Origin of the sequence: Hymenobacter arizonensis (assembly GCF_900115775.1) — a bacterium.
In the GTDB taxonomy this organism is placed as follows: Bacteria; Bacteroidota; Bacteroidia; order Cytophagales; family Hymenobacteraceae; genus Hymenobacter; species Hymenobacter arizonensis.
This window is the reverse complement of record NZ_FOXS01000002.1, coordinates 647,731-670,649: the sequence shown is the minus strand read 5'-3', so window position 1 is coordinate 670,649 and position 22,919 is coordinate 647,731. Positions and strand designations below refer to the sequence as shown.

Below are 22,919 nucleotides of genomic sequence, written 5' to 3'. Positions count from 1 at the left end.
GTAATTTAAACTCGAAAAAGGTTTCGTACTCACTTGAGTTCGACAGAGCTGTGTCACTTGACTAGCAAGAATTTTATTTTCAAGAAATTTCAAAATAAATATTTCGGCAAATAGTGACTAAAGGGGCGATTAAACAGCTTTTTACCTCCGCCCCAAAGCGGAGTACAAGAGGCGAGCAAATATAATGTCAAGTGGCGGGTTTGAATTCGCCTTTACCCTGAGTATGTTTGCATAGTTAAATAACGACACTTGGTCATGGCGTATGAAACCCCACGTTTTGAAGGCAAGCTAGAGGAAGACCTCGCAACATTTCTAGGAAAAAAATTGGTGGAAGCTCGCCAAGCCCAGAATAGCTTGATGGAAACAAAAGCAGCTATTGATGCTGCATTGGAAAAGGCAAATCAGTATGTCCTTGATTGCGAAAGCAAGCTCAAATTATTTGGCCTTAATGCTGTGCCTTCTTCTGGCTCTACTTCAGAAAAAGCTCATAACCTGCCAGCATTCGCACTACAATACACTCCTGGGGGCATTAATCACAACTCCTTGCTAACGAACTCAGCGCAAGTTGGCAAATATGACCCTAACTGGTCTTATTTAGACAAAATAAGGTTTGTCTTACGTAACCCCTCAAAGTATGGCTTTGATACTTTCAAAGGAGCTAGCTCTGTTGTCCAAGCTATTTTTGAAGAAGAGCCTGACTTTAAGCCAGACGTAAAAACGGCCCTAATACAAGTGGCTCCTCAAGTTTCGCGAGTTGTGAAAACTGGAGGGGCAAGAAAAGTAGCTTCTCTACACAATAAAGTTGATTTCCACTTTATTAGCGCCGAATGGTTCGACGAACATGGAAACATCAAACCGCAGCATCAAGATGCTGTCCGTGAGCTCGATTTAAATTCAACAAAATCTTAACTAGACAAGAACAAAAAAAACCGCCCCCGGTGGTTCGGGGGCGGCTCGGAACTAAATAAGAATGGGGTTGCCGCCAACATATACGGCATTAAGGAGTCAGGGCCGGTTTCATAAACCGTGTTCATCAACTAATCCCTGAGCACCGAACCTTTCTTCTTTAGTTCGCCTGTGGTGAGGGTCTCAATTCACCTAGGAAGGTCGTTGTGCGAGAGCATAGCGGCCTTTCTTATTTCTGCAAATGTAGTTGAACCGACTTAATTAACCCTTTAGCTTCACTTTGTCCTCGCCTCCGTGGTCCTCAGCCTGCACCAGCAGCTCGACGCCGCCGTAGCCGAGGCCTACGCCTGGCCCGCCCCTCTGCCCGAGGCCGAGATTCTCACCCGCCTCGTGCGCCTCAACCTCGAGCGCGCCCAGGAAGAGGCCGCCGGCCACGTCCGCTACCTGCGCCCCGCCTACCAGGCCAAATCATTGAAAAACGAACAATTAACAATGAACAGTGGGCTGACGACCCAGCCAGCCGAAAAACTCTTAACTCCTAACTCTTCCCTCTTAACTGACTTCCCCAAAGAGCTGGCCCAGCAAATGCAGGCCGTGCGCGAGGTGGTGCAGCAAGCCGGCACCGCCCTCACCGTGGCCGAAGTAGCCACCCGCTTCAAGCGCCTCAAACCCGACAAGGCCGAGCCCCTGCTGGCCACGCTGGCCGCCCTGTCGCTGCTGCGCCAAACTCCGGACGGGGCTTACGTAGCCTGATGCTTCGCCCAGTGCATTGGTGGAAGTACTGCATGTAGCGCACAGTAGCACAGTAGCGCGGACTTTGTAGTCCGCGTCCCCGCGCCGTTACAACGGTTGCTAATGGCGCGGGGACGCGGACTACAAAGTCCGCGCTACTGTGCGCTACTGTGCTAACTGGCGCGAGTTTAGCGCAGCGTAACTCGTGACCAAACATGATGTGGAGGCTGCGACTCCACTGCCGCCCAGCGGCAAACCGGCAGAGGGCCGTGAAGCAGTCGTTCTATTGCGAGGCACAGCCTCGCCCGAATAGTAAGTCACGAGTTACGCTGCGCTAAACTCGCGCCATTTGGGGCGTCTCTTCCGCTTTTGTTCGCCCCGCGTCTGTCATGCTGAGCCTGCGAAGCACCTTATCACGCCTCAACGACTTGTTCAGCGGTGAGAAGGTGCTTCGCAGGCTCAGCATGACAGACGATTGAGTCATAACAAAAGACCATGCTAACTAATGAGGTAGAGCTGTTTGCCTACGGCCCCTTCGGTTCGACTCCGCTCGGCAGGACGTTCTTCTTCTATTCGGCTACCTCTGCACCGGCATTCAACAAATTAAAAAACCTTCGAACTAACCCTCAAAACACCATGAGATAAAGTCAAAATATTATTAGATATGTAATGAAAGGAAAATTATATTTCGTTAGCTTTGATTGTCACTCTTGTACGGTTCAGGTTACCCCAACGAACCACTGCAGCAGCGGATTACCTCTCCAGCCCGGAATTTCTCGGACGGCGCCATCACCCCGCCGAACGACCGTATTGTCCTTTCATTATTCGTCTGCGCATGAAAAAAACATCTACACCCGCCTGGCTCACCGTAGCTGGCCTGCTAACCCTGAGCGCTACGGCGGTCGGGCAGCCCGTATCAAACCCGGCCGAGAATGTGCGGCAGGAATGGGTCGTCAACTCCAATGCCGGCTTCGCTGCGACCGTGCAGGCCCTGAGAGTCGCCACCGATGCCGCCGGCAATGTTTACACCCTCGGCCAGAGACGAGGCGGCCGATTGAACAGCACCAGTTATGTGGTCACCAAATATTCGCCCGCTGGTCAGGAGCTCTGGCAGGAAAGCAATGGCTTCGGGCAATTCAGTGGCACCATCCCTACCGACATGGCCGTTGATGCGGCCGGTAATGTGTACATAACAGGGTGGTCTAATTTTTTTAGCTTTTTTGGCTACAACCATTCCGACTACACCACGGTCAAAATTTCCTCCGCCGGGCATCAAGTATGGGTATCCCGGTACGATGGTCCTCAATTCAATAATCAACCGGCCGATGATTATGCCTCGGCCATCGCCGTGGATGGGGCCGGCAACGTGTATGTTACTGGCAATTCCGATGGCGCTTACGCAACCGTGAAATACAACGCGGCGGGCCAGCAGGTGTGGGCCCGCCGCTACAACGGCGAGGGCAGCAACGCCACCGACGTGGCCGTGGACGCCGCCGGCAACGTGGCCGTAACGGGTGGCTCGGTCTACGACTTCGCCACGCTGAAGTATTCGCCCACCGGGCAGCAGCTGTGGGCCGCTAAGTACAACAGCCCCACCAACGGCGTCGACCTAGCCACCACCGTGGCCTTTGGCCCTGCCGGCAACGTGGTGGTCACGGGCAGCTCCGCCGCGGATTATGCCACGGTGAGCTACGCCCCCGATGGCCAGCAGCAGTGGGCAATGCGCTACAACGGCCCCGGCAATGGCGACGACGCGGCCCGCGACCTGCAGATTGATGCGGCGGGCAATGTCTTCGTCACCGGCGTTTCGCAGGGCGCGGCCAGCGGCGCCGACTACGCCACCCTGAAGTATGCCCCGGGCGGGCAGCTGCTGTGGGAAGCCCGCTACACCAGCGCCGGCGCCAACCCAGACCAGGCCAATGCCCTGGCGCTGGACGCCGTGGGCAATACCTACGTTACAGGGGCAGCCAATGGGCTGTATGCCACCATCAAGTACGATGCAGCCGGCCAGCAGCGCTGGCTCGCAACGTATCAAACCCCCGACAATTCCGCCAGCCCGGCCAGTGCGGCCGATATTGCCCTCGACCCGAGCGGCAACGTGCTGGTAACCGGCAACGCGAACGCTAACCTCGGTTTGACGAACATCGCCACTATAAAGTACAAGCAAGAAGGCGTGCCTACTCAGCCCGTATGCGTCCCCCTGCAGACGGCACCCCGCGCGCGGCCCGACCAGCTAGCCACCAACGCCGGGACAACGCTCACCTTCAGCTCGGCCATGCTCGTGGCCAATGACAGCGACCCGCTGGGCCGCCCGCTCCAGGTCACCAGCATCGACCCGCCCCGGGTGGGTACCCTGACCCAGCAGGCGAACGGCACGTTTACCTACACGCCCCCCGCGGGCTTCCGCGGCCAGGTGGAGCTGACGTATTTTGTGCAGGAAAGCGGCCCGGTTCTCGCGTCCCGCTCCACGGGGCACTACTACGAGTTTGTAGCGGCCCCCGGCATTTGCTGGTTGGCAGCCCAGGTAGCGGCGGCCGGGCGCACCTACCGCGGCATGCAGGGCTACCTGGCCACCATCACCGCCCTGGAGGAGCAGAATTTTCTGAAGGGACGGCAGAACGGGGCCTACTGGTTCGGGGCCTCCGATAAGGACGTGGAGGGCGAATGGCGGTGGAAAACGGGCCCGGAAGCCGGCCAACTCCTGTGGAAAGGCGACGACCTGTCCTACACCAATTGGCTCCCCGGCCAGCCCGACGACTTCAAAAACCAGTGGCGTCCGCAGGGCGAGGACTACGGCATGCTCTACGGCCCGTCGGGGTTCTGGAATGACTTAGACGAGTGCGCCACCGGCGCCAGCATCGCCGGCTACGTGGTCGAATACGGCGGCCTGGAGCCGTGCACGCCTACTTTGTATTCCCTGAGCACCGTCACGATTACCGTGGGGGCGCCCACCGCGCAGCAGGCCACCATGGCCTCGGCCACGGCTGGCGCAGCAGGAAGTTCAGTGGCAGCCAGCCGCTATGTTCTGGAAGCCTACCCCAACCCGAGCAACGGCACGTTTCAGGTGCACCTGGCCGCGCCCACCGAGGGCCCGGCGCAAGTCGCCATCTTCGACCTGCAGGGCCGCCTAATTCGGACCGTGTTCGAGGGGACATTAGCCGCCGGCGCCCCCCGCGAAGTCACGGTGGCAGGCCTTGAGCTTGCTCCCGGCCTGTACCAGCTGCGCCTGCGCAGCGGCGGCCACCAGCAGTGGCAGCGCCTGATTATTCAGTAATCAGTGCCCCGGCTGGCCTCAGTCTATAAGCCCCTGGGCTGGGCAGGCACCTAGTAGTTTAGCCACTGCTTCCGAGCACACGCCTCCGCCCTGCCCAGGGCACAAAAAAGCCCCGCTTCCAGCAAGGAAGCGGGGCTTTTTTATTTACTCGGAACACGACAGGCCCGCCACAATGAGGCGGCCCGGACTATTGCTGCTCCTGCTTGCGCTGCAGGTCCTGCAGGCGCTCGTAGGTTTTCTGCGACTGCGTGTACTGCCGCTGGATTTCGCTACGCAGGGCCCAGTTGAGGCTTTTGTTTTGCAGGGCTTCCTCGTAGGCCTTCAGGGCCCACTCCTCACCGTAGACGTTGGAACCCAAAATGGCAGTTTCGCTGAAGCCGGTGATGGCCGCTTTCGAGTCCATCCAGGCCCGGTAGATTTTGCCTTTGAGGGTGGTGCTGGTTTCGGAACCGCCGTCCTGCTCGCCCAGGTACATGTTCAGCTTGCGCGAAAAGTCTTTGCTCTGCTGCTCCAGGTGCTTGTAGTAGCTCTGCAGCTCGGCGTCTTTGCTTTCGGCGGCGGCGCGCTGGTAGCCGGCCACCCGGTCGTTCACGAAAAGCAGCAGCTCGTGCAGGGCATCGGCCTGGGCCTTGGCAGTGCGACGGCGCTTCGTTGGTTTGGCAGCGGCACCCGTGCCAGTGCCGCGCAGCAAGTACCAGCCGCCAGCGGCCAGTACGGCGCCGCTCAGCACTTTTTGCGTGGTCGACATCTGGCGCCAGCGGCTGCTTGCCTGGCTGGCCAAGTGGGTTACGGGAGCGGGCAGCTCGCTGAGGGTGTTTTTCAGGCCGCTGTCTTGCAGCCAGCGCTGGGCCTGGGAAAGCAGCTGCGCCGCACCGCCGGCCGAGGCAGTAGAGGCGTCGCTAGTGGCATTGCCAGCGGCATCGGCATCGGCTGCGCCAGTTGCTGGGGCCTGCTGGTCGCCAGCTTGAGAAAGAACTTGGGAAGCAGCAGAATCGGTGCTGACGCGGGGGCTATTGGGGTGGCTCATAAGGAGTAGCTAATATGGAAAGAGGTAGCTACCGGAGGCCCATAAATGGCCTCCGGTAGCTACCTCTTTCGCGGAAGCCGCCCAAAAGGTTGCGAACCGCGGCCCGGCCCGGGGGCAACTGTCCTGCTTCGGGGGCCGGCCGCGCCGGCCTGCTGGCTACCGCCCGGGCCAAGCTGCGCAATGAATTGGACCAGAAGCAGAAGTAAGTACCCGGCGCTGCGTTGCGGCTGTAGTTTTCGTCAGTTCCTTCGGCTTCAAGAAAGCCTCTTATACCAGCTGCTTTCACGCCTATAAGATTGCTGCGCGAAACAACAGAAGGTGATTCCGCGTCTTGGCACTACTTTAAGGCATGCTTAGCGTATTTGACTTGAGCTGTTTTTTACTTTAGGCGTTAGTTGGGTGTGCGGGACCTTCCCGGCGGGACCTCACCCCTGCCGGGCACGGCCCCGGCCCCTCTCCAAAAAAGAGGGGAGCCTGACAAAATCAAGATAACAGGAAGTCCCGCAGCTAATCGCAACGGGACTTTCTGTTGAGTAAGCAACTTCGTTCTTGTGCCGTGGCTCCCCTCTTTTTTGGAGAGGGGCCGGGGCCGTGCCCGGCAGGGGTGAGGTCCCGCCGGGAAGGTCCCGCACAGCAGGAAGTCTCAGACATTAAACCTTAACTCCCTGACTAGCCAGACCAAGCTAATTAGTTCTTTTCTTTCCGGCCGAAGCCGTAACACGCGCTGCTTCAGGCTTGCTCTTGCCTTGTAGTTATGCGCCGGTTACTGTGCCTGATGTTCTTAATTTCTGCTGGCCCGGCTGCTGCTCAAGCCCCCGACCCTGCCCGCTTGCTTACCCAACACGACTACTTGCTCCAAAGCACTAAGCAGCGCCGCACCGCCAACGTGATGCTGGTCATGGGCGGCTCGGTGGCAGTCACCGCGGCCTTGGGCATTGCCAGCACTTTCCAAAACAGCAGCGTCAACCCCTCCTACCTGGTCTGGGAACGAGTGATGATTGGCGGGTTGGGGGTTGCGGCAGTCAGCCTTCCGCTTTATGTGGCCGCCCGGCACAATCGCCAGCGGGCGGCCTCCCTTGGCTTGCGGCTGGAAGTGATTCCCGGGCCCGCCCTGGCCACGGCCATTCCCGCCGCAGGGCTGCGCCTGAGCTTCTGAGCCGCCTGCATTCACCCTCCTGCCGCAAAACCAATCCGTTGCCGCGTCCTACGCTGGAGCCTTTGCGCCACCCCGGCATATCTGCCAGCCGGCAACCTTACCCGGTGCGGCCCGTTTCCCGCTGCATATTCGTTGGTTAACGGTGGCGCGCTGCTCAACCGCTCTTTCTTTTTGTTGCCTCGTCACGCCGCCTTTGCCCATGCTTCCATCTGCCGCTGCCGCCATTGCTCCCGCCGACGATTTGCTGCGTGAGCTGCTGGCCGTCTCGCTTACCGGCGTCATTCTCTACACGCCCATTTATGACCCCAGCGGCTCGGGCGAAGTCGTTGATTTTGCCTTCGAGTACCTTAACCCCGCCGCCCAGCGCATGTTGAACATGCCCGAGGTGCCCACCCAGACTCACAGCGAGCAGTGGCCCCACAGCAAAGCTTACGGCACCCTAGCCTTCCACATCGACGCGTTTGAGTCGGGTGAGCCCCGCGAATACAGCACCAACTACCAGGCCGACGGCTACGACAACTACTACCGCCTGGCCGCCCGCCGCGCCGGAACCGGCCTGCTGGTCAGTTTCACCGACACCACCGACTATCCGCGCTCGGCCGTCGAGATTGACCTGCGCGAAGCCCAGGCTGCTGAAAAAGCCGCCCGCGAAGATGCCGAGGCCCAGCGCCAGCGCCTCTACCAAATGCTTATGCACTTGCCCGCCCAGGTAGCTACTTACGCTGGTCCTGAGCACGTGTACACCCTCGTCAACCAGCGCTACCAGGACTACTTTCCGGACCGCGCCCTACTTGGGCGCCCCGTGCAGGAGGCCATGCCCGAAGTGGGCGGGCAAGGCTTTTTCGAACGCCTCGACCACGTGTACGCCACCGGCGAGCCGGCCTACGGCCAGGAGGTTCCTGTTCATTTCGACCCGGCCCACCCCGACCGCCCAGGTACGGTACACATCAATTCCTTTTACCTGCCGCTGTACGATGCCGAGGGCCGCGTCGATGGTGTGCTCGACTTCTCGTACGACGTCACCGAGCAGGTGCTCGCCCGCCAGCAGCTCCAGGAGCTTAACCAGGACCTTGAGGCCCGGGTGCAGGCCCGTACCCGCGAAGCCGAAGCGGCCCGCGCCGAGGCCGAGGAGCAGCGCAACCGCCTGCTGCGCCTGTTTCAGCAGGCCCCGGCCCTCATTAACATCTTCACCGGCCCCGACCACGTGCTCACCCTGGCACACCCGGGCACAGCCCAGATGCTCCAAGGCCGCCCGCTGCTTGGCTTGCCCCGCCGCCAGGCCCTGCCCGAGCTGCCGGAGGAGCAGCACGCTGCCATCGACCACGTGTACCGCAGCGGCGAAGCCCTGCACCAGCAGGAGCGCCTCACCCGCCTCGACCTGCTTGCCAACGGCGAGCTGCACGACGTCTACCTCGACCTCTCGTATCAACCCCTCTTCGACGCCACCGGCCAGATTGAAGGCGTGATGAGCTTCGCCGTCGACGTGACCGAGCGGGTGCAGGCCCGCCGCCGCGCCGATTCGCTGCAGGCCGAAGTGCTGGCGGCTACCCAGCGCCAGGTGCAGGAGCGCGAAGCTTTCCAGGCCGTGTTCGAGCAAACGCCGGCCCTCATTGCCCTGCTGCGCGCTCCCCACCACCGCTTCGAATACGCCAACCCGGCCTACCAGCAGCTTTTTCCCGGCCGCCAGCTGGTGGGCCTGCACCTGGCCGAGGCCGTGCCCGAGCTGCAGGAGCAGGGCTTTGTGGCCATTCTCGACCGCGTGTACCAAACCGGCGAAACCTTCTTTGGGGCCGAAGTGCTATTCACCGTGGTGGCGCAAAACGGCGATGCGCCCCAGACCGGCTACTACAACTTCACCTACCAGGCCTACCGCGAAGCGGGCCAGATTGCGGGCATTTCCATCTTTGCCTACAACGTGACCGAGCGGGTAGTGGCCCGGCAAGAGCGGGCGTTCCAGCAGCAGCGCCTCGAGCAGCTGTTCATGCAGGCCCCCGCCGCCGTCTGCATCCTCGCCGGCCCCGACATGGTGTACGAGCTGGTGAACCCCAGCTACCAGGCCCTGTTTCCCGGCCGCCACCTGCACGGCCGGCCGCTGCTGGAGGCCCTGCCCGAAATCTCGGAGCATGTGGTGTCCCGCACGTTCCGCCAGGTATACGAGACGGGAGCCACGCACGAGGAAACGAGCATGCTCATTCCGCTGGTCCAGCCCGATGGGGTGCTGGTAGACCGCTACTTCAACTACATTCAGCAGGCCCGCTACAACGAGCAGGGGGCCATCGACGGTATTCTTGTGTTTGCCTTCGAAGTCACCGACCAGGTGCTGGCCCGCCAGCAGGCCCAGGCCATGGCGGCCGAGCTCACTGCCGCCAATGCCCGGCTGGTGCGCACCAACGTCGACCTCGATAACTTCATCTACACCGCCTCGCACGACCTCAAAGCCCCCATTTCCAACATTGAAGGCCTGCTGTATTTGCTGCAGGAAGAGCTGCCCGCCGCCGTAATCGAGGATGCCAACGCGGATGTCGGCCCCACCCTGACGCGCATGCTGGAGTCGGTAGAGCGTTTCAAGCGCACCATCGACCACCTCACCGAGGTGTCGAAGCTGCAAAAAGAGCACAGCCCCGCCACCGCGGCCGTCAACCTGCACAACGTTGTGGAAGACGTGCGCCAGGACCTGCGCCCCCTGCTTCTGCAAAGCGGCGCCCGCTTGGTGGTCGACGTTAAGGACCTGCCGCCCATTCTATTCTCTGAAAAGAACCTGCGCAGCATCGTCTACAACCTGCTCAGCAACGCCCTCAAGTACCGCCACCCCGACCGCACGCTGCACGTGGACGTGCGGGCCCATGTGCGCGCTGGCTACACTGTGCTCGAAGTGCACGACAACGGCCTCGGCATCGCCGCGGGCCACCTGCCCCGCCTGTTCACCATGTTCCAGCGCTTCCACGACCACGTCGAGGGCACCGGCATTGGCCTCTACATGGTCAAGCGCATGGTCGAGAACGCCGGGGGCCGCATCGAGGTGCACAGCCAGCTCGGCGCCGGCACCACCTTCTTCGTATACCTGCCCCACGCGGCTTCCCCTGCCTGATTCTTTTTTCCAGCTACCCTCCTTTATTCAATGGCCGCCATTTCCTGCACCCTGCTCGTCGACGACGACGACACGACCAACTTCCTCAACCAGGCCCTGCTGCGGCGCATGGCCGTGACCGACACCGTGCTCGTGGCCGGCAACGGCCAGCAGGCCCTCGACCTGCTGCAAACCCACTGCGACCCCGTGGCCACGCCCTCCTGCCCCGCCCTGATTCTGCTCGACATGAAGATGCCGCTCATGAACGGCTTCGAGTTTCTGCAGGCCTATACCCAGCGCCCGCCCACCAACAATCCGGCCGTGGTCATCATCATGCTCACCACCTCCCTCAACCCCCGCGACCTCGAGCAGATGCAGGGCCTGCCCATTGCCGGCTACCTCACCAAGCCCCTCACCCGCGACAAAATCAACCAGATTCTGCACCAGCACTTCGACCAGCCCGCCCGCGACAGCGAACCCCCGCGCTAAAAGCCGCCCTGCCTACTGAAAACACCTACTGAACAATAATGTAGAGACGCAATATTTTGCGTCTCGGCGTTGAACGACTTGCACCAAGAAGATGACTCAAGGCGTAATTCTAACCGCGCGAACACCGAGACGCAAAATATTGCGCCTCTACATTATTCTTCTGTAAATCCCTGTCACCCCAGCCCTCTCAGCGCAGCTCCACAAAAAAGCAGGTGCCCGCGCCCTCCTGGCTTTCCACCCACAGGCGGCCGCGGTGCAGCTGCACAATCTGCCTGGTGATGAATAATCCCAGGCCCGTGCTGGCTTCGCCGGTCAGTCCGGGGCGGGCCGAGGGGCTAAATTTTTCGAACAGCTCGGCCTGCAGCGCTTCCGGAATGCCAATGCCGGTGTCGCGCACGGTCAGCAGCACGCGGCCCGCCCGCTCCTGCAGCCCCACCGTCACGCGGCCCCCGGCCGGCGTAAACTTCAGCGCGTTGCTCACCAGGTTGTCGACTACCCGCCCGAAGGCATCCGCGTTGATGTTGGCGTGAAATACCTGTTCCGGTATATCCGTCACCAGGGCATTGCCTTTGTCCTGGGCCACCAGGCGCGGGGCCTGCAGGCGCTGCTGCAGCCAGGCATTGAGGTCGATGGGTTGCTTTTTGAGGTGGGCCGCGTCGAGCGAGCCCAGAAACAGCACGTCCTTGAGCAGCTTTTCGGCGTCGGTGCAGGCCCGGCGGATGAGGTCGAGGTACTGTTGGGTTTCGTCCCGGCCGCCGGTTGCCAGCCGCTCCGGCGCGTCTGCCTGGTGCTGCAGCAGGTCGGCGAGCAGCTGAATGTGGGCAATGGGCGTCTTCAGGTCGTGCGTGACGAGGTGCAGAATGGTTTCCTGCGCATCGTAGAGGCGCTTGAGCGACAGCTCCAGCTCTTTGCGGTCGCCAATGTCTTCCAGCAGCGTGTAGCCCAGCTCTTCGCCCGCGTCCGGAAACCGGATGGAGGTCACCTGGCACCAGAACGAGGAGCCGTCGCAGCGCACCAGGCAGGTTTCCAGGGTGAAGTACGGCAGCTTGTGCGCCCACAGCCGCTCTTGCAGAAACTGCCAGTCGGCTTGGTGGTCGGGGTGGGCAAACTCCATGATTTTGCGGCCCACCAGTTCTTCCACGCTGCCGCAGCCCAGCATGGCGGCCGCCGCCCGGTTGGCCTGCCGGATGGTCAAGTCCGGGGTAATGATTTTCTGGCCGAACGGCGAGTTTTCGAATACCGTCCGAAACCGTGCCTGGCGCTGCCCGTCGTCGGAGGGAATTTGCTGCGCGTGCGTCGCCTGGTGGGCACGCAATTGCCGGTTTTCTTCGCGCAGGGCCTCGTTTTGCTCCTCCAGGGAAAGGCACTCTAAAGGGGTGGGCATGGCGAAGCGGCGGAAGCTGATGGAAGAAGGGCGGGCAAGGTACACCCAGAAGCCGGAGGCCTCCCCATCCCGACAAATAAGTAGCCTTTACTACTGTCGAGCTACGCCAACGCCCGCTTTTAACCCACGTATGGAAGCACATCTTCCCGGTTAAATCCCTGTTCTCGTCCATGGCAGAGTTCCAGGCAGCTACTGCCCCCTACGCCTTTTCCGATGGCCTGCTCGTCGACCTACTGGCCGTTTCCCTCACCGGCGTTAATCTGTTGCGCCCCCTCCACGGCCCCACCGGCAAAGTAGAAGATTTTGCCGTCGACTACCTCAACCCGGCCGGCCAGCGCATGACCGGGCTGCCCGAACAGCCCGGCGGCACGATTCTGACCCGTTTCCCCCACACGGCGGCCACCGGCATCTTCGACTATCTCTGCCGCGTGTACGAAACCGGGGTTGCCGACACCTACGAAACCAATTACCAGGCCGACGGCCTCGACAACTACTTCCACTTAGCGGCCCGGCGCAGCGGCGAGCTGCTGGTGGTCAGCTTCACCGATACGGCTAGCCACTCCCGCACCCCCGTCGAGCAAGCCTTGCGCGAAGCCCAGGCTGCCGAAAAAGCCGCCCGCGCCGACGCCGACGCCCAGCGCCAGCGCTTCTACGAGGTGCTCATGGCCCTGCCCGCCCAAATAGCCACCTACCACGGCCCCGACTACCAGTACGTCTTCGCCAACGCCCGCTACCAGCGCTACTTCTCCGGGCGGGCCCTGCTGGGCCATTCCATCCGCGAGGTGATGCCCGAAGCCGGCGAGCACGGCGTGTTTGCGGCCATGGACTACGTTTACCAAACCGGCGAGCCCTACCATGCCCCGGAGCAGGAAGTGTGGCTGGAATTTGACACCACCGGTCACCGCGAGCAAGTATTCCTCAACCTGTTTTTCTACCCTCTGCGCGACAGCCAGGGCCGCGTCGACGGTCTGCTCGACTTCACCTTCGACGTGACCGAGCAGGTGCTCGCCCGCCGCCAGGTGCAGCAGCTCAACGAGGAGCTCGAAGCCCGCGTGGCCGCCCGCACCGCCGAGCTCCAGGCGGCCCTGCTCACCACCGAGCAGCAGCGCGAGCAGCTGCGCCGCCAGCAAGACCAGCTGCGGCAAATTCTGGGACAGGTGCCCGCCGCCATTGCCGCCCTCGAAGGCGCCGACCATCGCTACCGATTCTGCAACGACGCCTACCAGGCCTTCACCGGTGGCCGCGCCCAAACTGGCCTCCCCATGGCCCAGGTGCTGCCCGAAGTAGCCGAGCAAGGCTTCCTGCACCTGCTCAACCAAGTGTATGCCACCGGCCAGGCCAGCGTTGGCACCGAAGCGCAGGTGCAGCTGCTCGACGCCGACGGCCAGCGCCGGTCGCACTACATCGACTTCATCTACCAGCCGCTGCAGGCCGGGCCCAACCAGCCCGCCGGTGTGCTGGCCTTCATCGTCGACGTTACCGAAAAGGTGCGGGCCCGCCAACAGAATGAAACGCTACAGGCCGAGCTTCTGGCCGCGGCCCGGCGCCAGGCGCACGAGCGCGAAGCCTTCTATCAGGTATTCGAGCAAACCCCCGCCATAGTGGCCCTGCTGCGCTCGCCCAGCCACCGCTACGAATACGTAAACCCTGCCTACCAGGCATTTTTCCCCGGCCGTCAGCTGGTGGGCCAGGACCTGGCCGTGGCCGTGCCCGAGCTGGTCGAGATGGGCTTCGGCGCCCTCATGGACCAAGTGTACCAAACGGGCGAAACCTACTCGGGCACTGAAGTTTCTTTGGTGATGCCGCCGACCAGGGACAGCCCTTCCCGCCCCCAATACTTCAACTTTACTTACCAGGCCTACTGCGAAGAAGGCAAAATTGCCGGCGTCTCCGTCTTCGCCTACGACGTGACCGAGCAGGTGGAAACCCGCCGCACGCAGGAGGTTGAGCGGCAGCGCCTGCTGCGCCTGTTCGAGGAAGCCCCCGCAGGCATTTGCATCTTGGCCGGCCCCGAGCTGGTGTTTGAGTTCGTGAACCCCGGCTGCCAGCGGCTGGTGCCGTACCGCACCCTAGTGGGCTTGTCCCTGATGGAGGCCCTGCCCGAGTTGGCCGGCACCGATGTACTCGCCTGGCTGCGCCAAGTGTACGATACCGGGCAAACTCACTCTGAGCAGGACACCCTCATCCGCCTGGCACCCAGCCCCGGCGCCCCGCTCGAAGACCGTTACTTCAGTTCGGTTTATCAGCCCCGGCTCAACGAGCAGTCCCAGGTCGACGGCGTGCTCGCCTTTGTGTTTGAAGTAACCGAGCAAGTGCGGGCCCGCCAGGCCAGCGAGGCCAGCGCCCGCCAGCTGCGCCTCATCACCGACGCCCTGCCCGTACTCATCGGCTACCTCGACAGCGAGCGGCGCTACCGCTACGCCAACGAAGCCTACCGCAGCTGGTTCAACCAGGACCCGGCCCTGCTGCTGGGCCGGCTGGTGCGCGAGGTGATTGGCGAAAAGGCCTACGCCGCCAGCGAAGGCTATATGGCCCGTGCCCTGGCCGGCGAGCGGCTCGATTTCGAAGCCCAGATGCCCTACCGCGCAGGCTTCACCAAATACATCCGCACCAGCTACGTGCCCGACGTGCAAAACGGCACCGTGGCCGGCTTCTACACCCTGGTCTCGGACATCACCGAGCAGGTGGAGGCCCGCCAGCAAGTCGACGGCCTCAACCAAGAGTTGGCGGTCATCAACGAAGAGCTGGCCGCTACCAACGAAGAGCTCCTCGAGTCCAACACCCAGCTCACGCGCACCAACATCGACCTCGACAACTTCATCTACACGGCCTCGCACGACCTCAAGGCCCCCATTTCCAACATCGAAGGCCTGCTGCTGGCCCTCGCCCACGAGCTGCCGCCCGCCGCGCTGGTCGGCGACGTGCCCGAAATGCTGCGGCTCATGCAAAACGCCACCGAGCGCTTCAAACGCACCATTGCCTACCTCACCGACGTGAGCAAGCTGCAGAAAGAGCACGCCCAGCCCGCCACACAGGTGCCGCTGGCGGCGCTGGTAGAAGAAGTGCGGCTCGACCTACTGCCCCTGGTGCAGCAAACCCAGGCCCACCTCACCTTCGACGTGCCGGCCGCCGTGCGTTTGCCTTTCTCTGAAAAAAACCTGCGCTCAGTGGTGTACAACCTGCTCAGCAACGCCCTCAAGTACCGCCACCCCGACCGCGCCCCGCACGTGCAGCTTAGCTATTTCCGGCAAGAGCGTTTCCACGTGCTGCGCGTGCAGGACAACGGCCTTGGCGTTGACCTCAACCAGGGCTCAGCCAAGCTCTTCGGTATGTTTCAACGCCTGCACACCCACGTCGAGGGTTCGGGCATTGGCCTCTACATGGTCAAGAAAATTGTTGAAAACAGCGGCGGCCGCATCGATGTCACCAGCCAGCTCGAGAAGGGCACCACCTTCACGGTCTTTTTTCCCGTACACCCGGTGTCCTAACCTCCTCCTTCTACCCCGCTTGCATGTCCCGGTTGCCCAGTATTCTTCTCGTTGACGACGACCCCATCACCAACTTTCTCAACCGCAAGCTGCTGCTGCGCCTGGAGGCCGCCGAGGAGGTGCTGGTTGCCGCCAACGGCGAAGAGGCCCTGGCCGTGCTGCACCGCTACTGCCAGCCGCCCACGCCCAGCTATCCGGCCCTCATCTTCCTCGATATCAACATGCCCCTAATGGACGGCTTCGAGTTTCTGACGGCCTTCCAGCAGCTGCCCGATGCCCAGCGGCATGCCGTGGTCATCGTAATGCTCACCACCTCCGTCAGCTCCCGCGACCTGGAGCGCGTTAAACACCAGCCCGTCGCCGATTTTCTCGCCAAACCCCTCACCCAGGAGCAGGTTGAGCGCGTGCTGGAGCAGCATTTCTCCCTAAATCCGTGAAACGTTAGCCAGCCCTGCCCTAGGCTCAAAAGATGCAGTTCAACCCCCACACAACGTTCGAAGCTGCGCTAATTCTCTCTATTCCGCAAGGGCGTATTCCCATGGGAAGGCTTTTGGACTCCGCGACCACTTCCCCCTCTCCACAGCCAGCCCTGCTGCGCATTGGCGTTAGCGCAATAAAAAAGGCCCTTAGCAGTACGCTAAGGGCCTTTTCGTGGCAACAGTTGGAATCGAACCAACGACACCAGCATTTTCAGTGCTGTGCTCTACCAACTGAGCTATGTTGCCGTTTCCCCGCTGCCAAAGTGCGCTTTGGGGACCGCAAAGGTACGAAACCAAAACAATGCCGCAAGAATTATAGTAAAAAAAGTGTTGGGCTTCGGGAATTCCCCGGCAAAGTGTTCGGCATGCCGAGTATATTGCAGCCGCAAACGTTCCCACTTCCTTACCTTTACCCGCATGTTGGAGCAAATCATTTTCTTTCTGCTGCTAGTGGCAGCATCCGGCCTTTTCGTATGGCAAATCCGAAAAATCCGCGCTAATATTTTCGTTGGCCGCCCCCGCGACATGAGCGGCAACGCCGCCGAGCGGTTTAAAAAGACGGTGCTGGTAGCGTTTGGGCAGCAAAAGATGTTCAAGCGTCTCACGCCGGCCCTGTTGCACCTCATTGTGTACGTGGGTTTTATCGTAATCAATGTGGAGGTGCTGGAGATTGTGGTCGACGGCCTCACCGGCACGCACCGCTTCCTGCGCTTCCTGGGCCCGGGCTACGACGTGCTCATGGCCACCAATGAAATTCTCGGCGCGCTGGTGATTCTGGCCGTGGTGGCCTTCTGGTGGCGCCGCAACCGCACCCAGCCCGTGCGGCGCCTCACCGGCGTGGAGTTGCGCGCCTGGCCCAAGCTCGACGCCAACATCATTCTTTACGTGGAAGTGGTCCTAATGGCGGCGCTGTTCACGATGAATACCGCCGACCTCAAGCTGCACCAGGTGAGCGGCGAGACCATGCCCGGTACCTTCCCCATCAGCAGCCTGCTCGTGGGCCTGTTTCCCAGCGATGCGGGCACGCTGCACGTGCTGGAGCGCGTGGGCTGGTGGGCCCACATCATCGGCATCTTCCTGTTCCTGAATTACTTGCCCAGCTCCAAGCACTTCCACATTATCATCACGTTCCCCAACGTGTGGTTCTCGCGGCTGGTGCCCCAGGGCCAGTTCAGCAACGTAGAGAGCATCACCCACGAAGTGAAGGCCATGATGGACCCGAGCTACGTGGTGCCGCCGCCCGCCGTCGGCCCCGATGGCTCGGCCCTGGCGCCCACCTCGTTTGGTGCCAAAGACGTGGAAGACCTGCCCTGGACTTCGCTCATGAATGCCTACTCCTGCACGGAGTGCGGCCGTTGTACCTCGGTGTGCCCCGCCAACCTCACGGGCAAGCTGCTCTCGCCGCGCAAAATCATCATGGACACCCGCGACCGGGTGGAGGAGAAGTACGAATCGCCGCTCATTTTCCGGCCCAACATGTACGGCGCCGAAGCCAAGCACGAGCCCGTGACCGACCTGGCCAATGCCACCCTACTCCGCGGCAAAGTGACGCCAGAGGAGCTCTGGGCCTGCACCACCTGCAACGCCTGCGTGGAAAGCTGCCCCGTAAACATTAACCCGCTGGAAAGCATTATTGAGATGCGCCGCTTCCTGGTGCTGGAAGAGTCGGCCGCGCCCAACTCGCTCAACGTCATGTTCTCCAACATCGAGAACAACGGCGCGCCTTGGGCTTTCTCGCCCTCCGACCGCTTCAACTGGGCCGACGATTTGTTCGCCACGGAGAAGCAGCAAGCTGCCACGGTAGCGTAAATCGTTTGTCATGCTGACGCAGGAAGCATCTTATCACCGCTGCTTTCGTCAGGTTCACCAACTCACCGCGGCGTGGACGTGATAAGGTCCTTCGCTCCGCTCAGGATGACAACTGTGTCGTTCTAACCATCCCACCATGTCCCCAACTACTCCCGCTGCCGGCGAAAAGCGCCAAATCAACGTTCCCGTCATGGCCGATTTGGCCGCCCGCAACGAGTCGCCCGAAATCCTGTTCTGGGTGGGCTGCGCCGGTGCTTTCGACGACCGCTACAAGCGCGTGACCCGCGCCTTTGTGCGCATTCTGGAGCACGTGGGCACCAAGTACGCCGTGCTCGGCCTGGAAGAAAGCTGCACCGGCGACCCCGCCAAGCGTGCTGGCAACGAATTCCTGTTTCAGATGCAGGCCATGCAGAACATCACGACGCTGAACGGCTATGGCATTAAGAAAATCGTGACAGCCTGCCCGCACTGCTTCAACACCATCAAAAACGAGTACCCGGCGCTGGGCGGCGACTACGAAGTCATTCACCACAGCACCTACCTGCAGCAGCTCATCAACGAGGGCAAGGTGGGCGTGACCGGGGGCGAGAGCTTTAAGGGCCGCCGCATCACCTTCCACGACCCCTGCTACCTGGGCCGCGCCAACAACATTTACGAGGCCCCGCGCGACGTGCTGGCTGCCCTCGATGCCGACCTGGTGGAGATGAAGCGTAGCCGCGCCAACGGCCTCTGCTGCGGCGCCGGCGGCGCCCAGATGTGGAAAGAGCCCGAGCCCGGCAAGAAAGACATCAACGTGGAGCGCACCCAGGAAGCCTTGGCTACCCTGAGCGGCGCAGCCGAAGCACTGGCCAACCTGGGCGGCGTCGAGACTGAAAAGAGCGCGCCCAGCCGGCACGACCTCGAAAGCAGCATCATTGCTGTAAGCTGCCCGTTCTGCATGACCATGATGAGCGACGGCGTGAAGCACGAGGAACAAGAGAGCCGCGTGCAGGTGTTCGACATAGCAGAGCTCGTTGCTTCGGCCGAGGGCATCAACGCCTAAGGCCTCCGGCGCGGTGGAACACGAGTGAAAGTTGGCATTAGTCCACTTTTGCGCCGTGTTCTGGAAATATGTAACCTTTCGGCGCGTTATACTGGTTACCAAGTACGTCATGCTATGCGCTGCTTTGGCTTCGCTTGGCATGACGTTCTTTGTATTTAAGGACTCAAAAAGGAGTAAGCTTATACTCAGCCCCAATCAACCTCACCCCCCGGCCCCCTCTCCAAAAAAGAGGGGGAGCCTGACGTGAACTCCGTTGAACTCACCCCCTCTTTTTTGGAGAGGGGGCCGGGGGGTGAGGTTTGCTTGAGCTACTCAGCTCCATCTACCCAACTACTAAACCGACCGCAGGAGCTCATTTGCCTCTGCTAATCCCCGCGAATTATGTACGTTGCTTTCGACCAACTGCCTCCCGAAGCCCGGGTCTGGATTTATCAGGCCTCGCGCCAGCTCAGCGCGCAGGAGATTGTGGGCGTGCTGCCGTCTTTGGCACGCTTTGCCGAGGAGTGGACCAGCCACGGCCGCAGCCTGCACGCCTCGGCGCAGTTTCTGCACCAGCAGTTTCTGATTGTTGGACTCGATGAGGGCGTTGCCGGCGCCAGCGGCTGCTCCATCGATGCGTCGGTGCGGTTTGTGGCGCAGCTCGAACAGCACCTGGGCGCGGAGCTACTGGAAAAATCCCGGCTCGCTTTCCTCCATGAGGGAGCCGTGACCCTGCTCAAACGCAGCGAGCTGAAGGCCGCCGTAGCGGCCGGCACCATTGGTCCCGAAACTTTTTATTTCGACAACACCTTAGCTACCAAAGCGCAACTCGACAGCAACTGGCCCCGCCCAGCCGCCGAAACCTGGCTGGCCCGCTACTTTGGGCAGGAAGAAAAAAGCCACCTGCCTGCCTGAGACGGCCTTGCCCTTCGAATGCTGCCCAATCCGTAGTATTATTGCTAACCCAAAAGTGCTTAATCGGAGATTCATTCCGGCCCCTTCCCTACCACCATTCGACCCATGAGGAACCTACTATTGGTCTGTGCCGCAGTTGGCTCTACCGCCCTACTAAGCGGTTGCGCTACTTCGGGCAGCGCAAGCAAGGGCGATAAACAGTTTGCCCGCGGCCAGTACGAGCTGGCCATCCCCCTCTACCAGGCCGACGTGGCCAAGGGCCGGAACGCTGCCCTGGCCAACTTCCGCATTGGCGAGTCTTACCGCCTCTCCAACCGGGTCGAGATGGCCGAGCCATTCTACAAAGCGGCGCTGGACGGTGGAATAAAGAACGCCGAAGTTGGCTTCCGGTATGCCGAAGCCATGCGGGCCAACGGTAAGTACGACGAGGCCGCGGCCCAGTTTACGGCCTACGGCAACGTTGGCGGCAACCGCACCCTGGCCGCCCGCGCCGAAACGGAAGCCAAAAACGCCCTGGCCAGCAAGGAAGTGGCCGCCATCAAGAATAAGTACGAAGTAGCGCCGGTAGATGCGCTGAACTCGCCGGCATCGGATTTTGGCGGTACCCTGGTGGCCAGCACCGGCGACCTAGTGTTTACCTCCGGCCGCGACGGCAAGAAATACCTCGGCAACGGCGAGAATTTCAACAGCCTCTACGCCATCAAGTTCGACAACGCGGCCACCATGACTGGCGGCACCGCACGCAAGCTGGAAGGTCCCTTCAACTCCGAAAACAAGCACGAGGCCAGCGCCACCTACACCCCCGACGGCAAAACCATGGTGTTTGCCCGCTCGAACGACGGCAGCAAAAAAGGCTACTTGAGCGTGGACCTCTGGATTTCCTACAACAAGGGCGGCGAATGGAGCGAGCCCATTCTGGCCAACATCAACGACCGCACCGCCGACGACTTCTCGCCGGCCTTCGCGCCCGACGGCACCACGCTGTACTTCTCGTCGGGCCGCAAGGGCGGCCAGGGCGGCAACGACCTTTACAAAGCCACGCTGGGTTCTAACGGCCGCTTCTCTCCGGCCGAAAACCTGGGCGAATCCGTCAACACGGCTGGTAATGAGAACTTCCCCGGCATAGCGCCCGATGGCACGCTGTACTTCGCCTCCGACGGCCGCCCCGGCCTGGGCAAACTCGACCTGTTTATGATGCAGGACGGGAAAGCCGTAAACATGGGAGCCGATGTCAACAGCATTGCCGATGATTTTGCACCTGTGCCCATGGGCAAAGACATGGGCCTGTTCAGCTCGAACCGCGCCGGTGGCAAAGGTTCGGACGACATGTACACGTTCAAGAAGAAGGCGCCGAAGCTGGTGGCGTTCTATCTCGACGGCACCGTGCTGGAACGCGACGACAAAGCCAAAACCACCGTTCCCCTGGCCAACGCCAAGGTTACCCTCATCGGCCCGAACAACCAACGCCAGACCCTGACCAGTGGCCCCGACGGCAAGTTCTCGGCTCCGCTGGACTCAGTATCGAACTACACCATCCTGGCCGAACGCCCCGGCGACTTCGCGGCACGCACCACCCTGACCACCGTGGGCCGCAAGCCCAGTCAGGACCAGCTCCCCAACCCGGCCAACGATATTCGGCTGCCGGTAACCCTGACGCTGAACAAAATCATCCTGGCCCGGGCCATTGAAGTCAAAGACATTTTCTACGACTACGACAAGTTCAACATTCGTTCGGACGCTGCCATTCGCCTCGATACCCTGGTGCAGACGCTGGTCGACAATCCCAAAATCTCCATCGAGCTAAGCTCGCACACCGACCAACGCGGCAAGGACGCCTACAACCTGAAGCTCTCGCAACAGCGGGCCCAGGCTGCTGTCGACTACATCGTGAGCAAAGGCATCGACAAGGCCCGCATCACGGCCAAAGGCTACGGCGAAACCCGCCCAATTATAGCGGCGCCCAAGTCGGAGGAAGAATACCAGCGCAACCGCCGCACCGAGTTCAAGGTGACCCGAGTAGCGCAATAACTGAGATAATTTTTCTCATCCGAAGGCCCCGCAACACGAGTTGCGGGGCCTTTTTTGTGCCGTGTGTTTTCACCGAACGGCCGTGAATTACGCTCAGTTGCCTGAGGTTTTAAACATGGCATACCTTTTGAAAATAGTGGAATTACCAACCCGCCGCTGTGGTTGGCTCTCACCTTTCTGCGCCATGAAAAAGGCCCTACTCCTTGCCCTGGTTGGCTTGTTTGCCGCCGTGGCCCCTGCGTTGGCTTACCCGCCTCCGCCCGCCAATGTCAACTTTTCTTCCGAGCGCGGCGTGCCTTTTGGCCTCGTGCTCGACGGGCGCCCCCTCACCCGCGGCGTGGCCCGGCAAGTGCGCGTCGACCAATTAGTCCCCGGCCTGCACTGGGCCGATTTCACCGTGCCCACGGCCTACGGCGGCGCCGTGCGGTTCCGGAGCCGCGTGTGGCTGGAGCCCGGCCTCGAAACCTCGTTTGTGCTGATTGCCCGCCCCGGGCGCCCGCTGAGCCTGCGGCAAGTCGCGGCCGTGCCCTTGTATGGCCCGCGGGGCCGTGGCAATGGTTATTATGACAATGGCTACGGCCAAGGCAGCTACAACAGCCCCATGCCGTATGGCCAGAATGGTAACGCACCCTACTATGGAGGCAGCAACAACCCTGGCAACAACGGGTACGGCAACAACAGCCCTAGCTACGGCAACACGCCCAACGGCGCGGGCTACTATCCCGGCTCAACTGCTAGCAGCTACCGCATCATGGCTCCGCAGGATGTTGATGCCCTCATACAAGCTGTGCAGCAGCGCCCCTTTGAGGCCAGCAAGCTGAATATTGCCAAAGAAGCCTTGGCCCAAAGCAGCCTCCAAACCGACGACCTGAAACGCCTACTTCGCACCATGGAATTCGAAGCTTCCCGCGTGGAGCTTGCCAAGTACGCGCACTCTCACCTCACCGACCCGCAGAACTTTTACCGCGTCTACGAAGCCTTCGAGTACGATGCCAGCGTGCAGGAAGTGCAGCAGGCCGTGCGCGCTGAGCAATAAGAGTTGAGGCCCACCCCAAAACGGTGCTGCCCAAAGACAAAGAGGCCGCTGTAGATACTACAGCGGCCTCTTCTTTTGTATGCTTGTTTCTCCAACCAGAAGCTAATG

General features: G+C 61.2%; 15 protein-coding genes and 1 tRNA gene. 13 read left to right on the top strand and 3 right to left on the bottom strand.

Annotation, left to right across the window (positions count from 1 at the left end; translation table 11 throughout):
* The first annotated feature begins 255 nt into the window (after positions 1-255).
* The 3 genes from BMZ66_RS09225 (at position 256) to BMZ66_RS09215 (ending at position 4,912) form a co-directional block, all read left to right on the top strand.
* On the top strand, positions 256-909 hold the full coding sequence (locus BMZ66_RS09225; RefSeq protein WP_143080125.1) for a hypothetical protein: 654 nt from the start codon (positions 256-258) through the stop codon (positions 907-909).
* A 291-nt stretch (positions 910-1,200) separates the two neighbouring features.
* The gene (locus tag BMZ66_RS09220) at positions 1,201-1,659 is read left to right on the top strand and encodes a hypothetical protein (protein ID WP_092671483.1); all 459 of its coding nucleotides are present in this window, start codon (positions 1,201-1,203) and stop codon (positions 1,657-1,659) included.
* 814 nt (positions 1,660-2,473) lie between these two features.
* Entirely contained in the window at positions 2,474-4,912 is a 2,439-nt protein-coding gene (locus BMZ66_RS09215) for an SBBP repeat-containing protein (protein ID WP_092671480.1), read from the top strand.
* A gap of 187 nt (positions 4,913-5,099) precedes the next feature.
* Here BMZ66_RS09215 and BMZ66_RS09210 read toward each other — a convergent pair whose 3' ends face one another.
* The gene (locus tag BMZ66_RS09210; RefSeq protein WP_092671477.1) at positions 5,100-5,939 is read right to left on the bottom strand and encodes a PA2169 family four-helix-bundle protein; all 840 of its coding nucleotides are present in this window, start codon (positions 5,937-5,939) and stop codon (positions 5,100-5,102) included.
* Positions 5,940-6,714: 775 nt separating this feature from the next.
* Here BMZ66_RS09210 and BMZ66_RS09205 point away from each other — a divergent pair.
* The 3 genes from BMZ66_RS09205 to BMZ66_RS09195 all read left to right on the top strand — a co-directional run bounded on the left by BMZ66_RS09205 (position 6,715) and on the right by BMZ66_RS09195 (position 10,651).
* Positions 6,715-7,095, top strand: a complete 381-nt coding sequence (locus BMZ66_RS09205; protein WP_092671474.1) for a hypothetical protein — start codon at positions 6,715-6,717, stop codon at positions 7,093-7,095.
* Positions 7,096-7,294: 199 nt separating this feature from the next.
* Positions 7,295-10,183 carry a PAS domain-containing sensor histidine kinase gene (locus BMZ66_RS09200; protein WP_092671471.1) on the top strand — a complete coding sequence of 963 codons (2,889 nt, stop codon included), beginning with the start codon at positions 7,295-7,297 and terminating at the stop codon, positions 10,181-10,183.
* A gap of 30 nt (positions 10,184-10,213) precedes the next feature.
* On the top strand, positions 10,214-10,651 hold the full coding sequence (locus tag BMZ66_RS09195) for a response regulator (protein WP_092671468.1): 438 nt from the start codon (positions 10,214-10,216) through the stop codon (positions 10,649-10,651).
* 187 nt (positions 10,652-10,838) lie between these two features.
* Here BMZ66_RS09195 and BMZ66_RS09190 read toward each other — a convergent pair whose 3' ends face one another.
* Entirely contained in the window at positions 10,839-12,035 is a 1,197-nt protein-coding gene (locus BMZ66_RS09190) for a PAS domain-containing sensor histidine kinase (protein ID WP_143080124.1), read from the bottom strand.
* Positions 12,036-12,205: 170 nt separating this feature from the next.
* On the opposite strand from BMZ66_RS09190, the gene BMZ66_RS09185 reads away from it, so the two are divergent.
* Positions 12,206-15,523, top strand: coding sequence for a PAS domain-containing sensor histidine kinase (locus BMZ66_RS09185; RefSeq protein WP_092671462.1), 3,318 nt, complete (start codon positions 12,206-12,208; stop codon positions 15,521-15,523).
* A gap of 23 nt (positions 15,524-15,546) precedes the next feature.
* On the top strand, positions 15,547-15,960 hold the full coding sequence (locus tag BMZ66_RS09180) for a response regulator (protein WP_092671459.1): 414 nt from the start codon (positions 15,547-15,549) through the stop codon (positions 15,958-15,960).
* Positions 15,961-16,175: 215 nt separating this feature from the next.
* On the opposite strand, the gene BMZ66_RS09175 is transcribed toward BMZ66_RS09180, so the two are convergent.
* Positions 16,176-16,248: transfer RNA gene (locus BMZ66_RS09175), tRNA-Phe, on the bottom strand.
* Positions 16,249-16,419: 171 nt separating this feature from the next.
* On the opposite strand from BMZ66_RS09175, the gene BMZ66_RS09165 reads away from it, so the two are divergent.
* The 5 genes from BMZ66_RS09165 to BMZ66_RS09145 all read left to right on the top strand — a co-directional run bounded on the left by BMZ66_RS09165 (position 16,420) and on the right by BMZ66_RS09145 (position 22,811).
* Positions 16,420-17,811: a 4Fe-4S dicluster domain-containing protein gene (locus BMZ66_RS09165; protein WP_092671453.1), complete on the top strand. Its 1,392-nt coding sequence runs from the start codon at positions 16,420-16,422 to the stop codon at positions 17,809-17,811.
* A 190-nt stretch (positions 17,812-18,001) separates the two neighbouring features.
* The gene (locus BMZ66_RS09160; RefSeq protein ID WP_092672984.1) at positions 18,002-18,853 is read left to right on the top strand and encodes a (Fe-S)-binding protein; all 852 of its coding nucleotides are present in this window, start codon (positions 18,002-18,004) and stop codon (positions 18,851-18,853) included.
* Between the two features lie 381 nt (positions 18,854-19,234).
* The gene (locus BMZ66_RS09155; RefSeq protein ID WP_092671449.1) at positions 19,235-19,747 is read left to right on the top strand and encodes a hypothetical protein; all 513 of its coding nucleotides are present in this window, start codon (positions 19,235-19,237) and stop codon (positions 19,745-19,747) included.
* 105 nt (positions 19,748-19,852) lie between these two features.
* Positions 19,853-21,775, top strand: coding sequence for a CHU_0125 family OmpA-like outer membrane integrity protein (locus BMZ66_RS09150; RefSeq protein WP_092671446.1), 1,923 nt, complete (start codon positions 19,853-19,855; stop codon positions 21,773-21,775).
* Positions 21,776-21,959: 184 nt separating this feature from the next.
* Positions 21,960-22,811 carry a proline and serine-rich protein 1 family protein gene (locus BMZ66_RS09145; RefSeq protein WP_177204662.1) on the top strand — a complete coding sequence of 284 codons (852 nt, stop codon included), beginning with the start codon at positions 21,960-21,962 and terminating at the stop codon, positions 22,809-22,811.
* The last annotated feature ends 108 nt before the right edge of the window (positions 22,812-22,919 follow it).

Excerpts from the sequence above, each read along its gene's own strand:
- BMZ66_RS09225 (WP_143080125.1), top strand. The coding sequence starts at position 256 with ATGGCGTATGAAACCCCACGTTTTGAAGGCAAGCTAGAGGAAGACCTC.
- BMZ66_RS09215 (WP_092671480.1), top strand. The coding sequence starts at position 2,474 with ATGAAAAAAACATCTACACCCGCCTGGCTCACCGTAGCTGGCCTGCTA.
- BMZ66_RS09210 (WP_092671477.1), bottom strand. The coding sequence starts at position 5,939 with ATGAGCCACCCCAATAGCCCCCGCGTCAGCACCGATTCTGCTGCTTCC.
- BMZ66_RS09205 (WP_092671474.1), top strand. The coding sequence starts at position 6,715 with ATGTTCTTAATTTCTGCTGGCCCGGCTGCTGCTCAAGCCCCCGACCCT.
- BMZ66_RS09200 (WP_092671471.1), top strand. The coding sequence starts at position 7,295 with ATGCTTCCATCTGCCGCTGCCGCCATTGCTCCCGCCGACGATTTGCTG.
- BMZ66_RS09195 (WP_092671468.1), top strand. The coding sequence starts at position 10,214 with ATGGCCGCCATTTCCTGCACCCTGCTCGTCGACGACGACGACACGACC.
- BMZ66_RS09190 (WP_143080124.1), bottom strand. The coding sequence starts at position 12,035 with ATGCCCACCCCTTTAGAGTGCCTTTCCCTGGAGGAGCAAAACGAGGCC.
- BMZ66_RS09185 (WP_092671462.1), top strand. The coding sequence starts at position 12,206 with ATGGCAGAGTTCCAGGCAGCTACTGCCCCCTACGCCTTTTCCGATGGC.
- BMZ66_RS09180 (WP_092671459.1), top strand. The coding sequence starts at position 15,547 with ATGTCCCGGTTGCCCAGTATTCTTCTCGTTGACGACGACCCCATCACC.
- BMZ66_RS09165 (WP_092671453.1), top strand. The coding sequence starts at position 16,420 with ATGTTGGAGCAAATCATTTTCTTTCTGCTGCTAGTGGCAGCATCCGGC.
- BMZ66_RS09160 (WP_092672984.1), top strand. The coding sequence starts at position 18,002 with ATGGCCGATTTGGCCGCCCGCAACGAGTCGCCCGAAATCCTGTTCTGG.
- BMZ66_RS09155 (WP_092671449.1), top strand. The coding sequence starts at position 19,235 with ATGTACGTTGCTTTCGACCAACTGCCTCCCGAAGCCCGGGTCTGGATT.
- BMZ66_RS09150 (WP_092671446.1), top strand. The coding sequence starts at position 19,853 with ATGAGGAACCTACTATTGGTCTGTGCCGCAGTTGGCTCTACCGCCCTA.
- BMZ66_RS09145 (WP_177204662.1), top strand. The coding sequence starts at position 21,960 with ATGAAAAAGGCCCTACTCCTTGCCCTGGTTGGCTTGTTTGCCGCCGTG.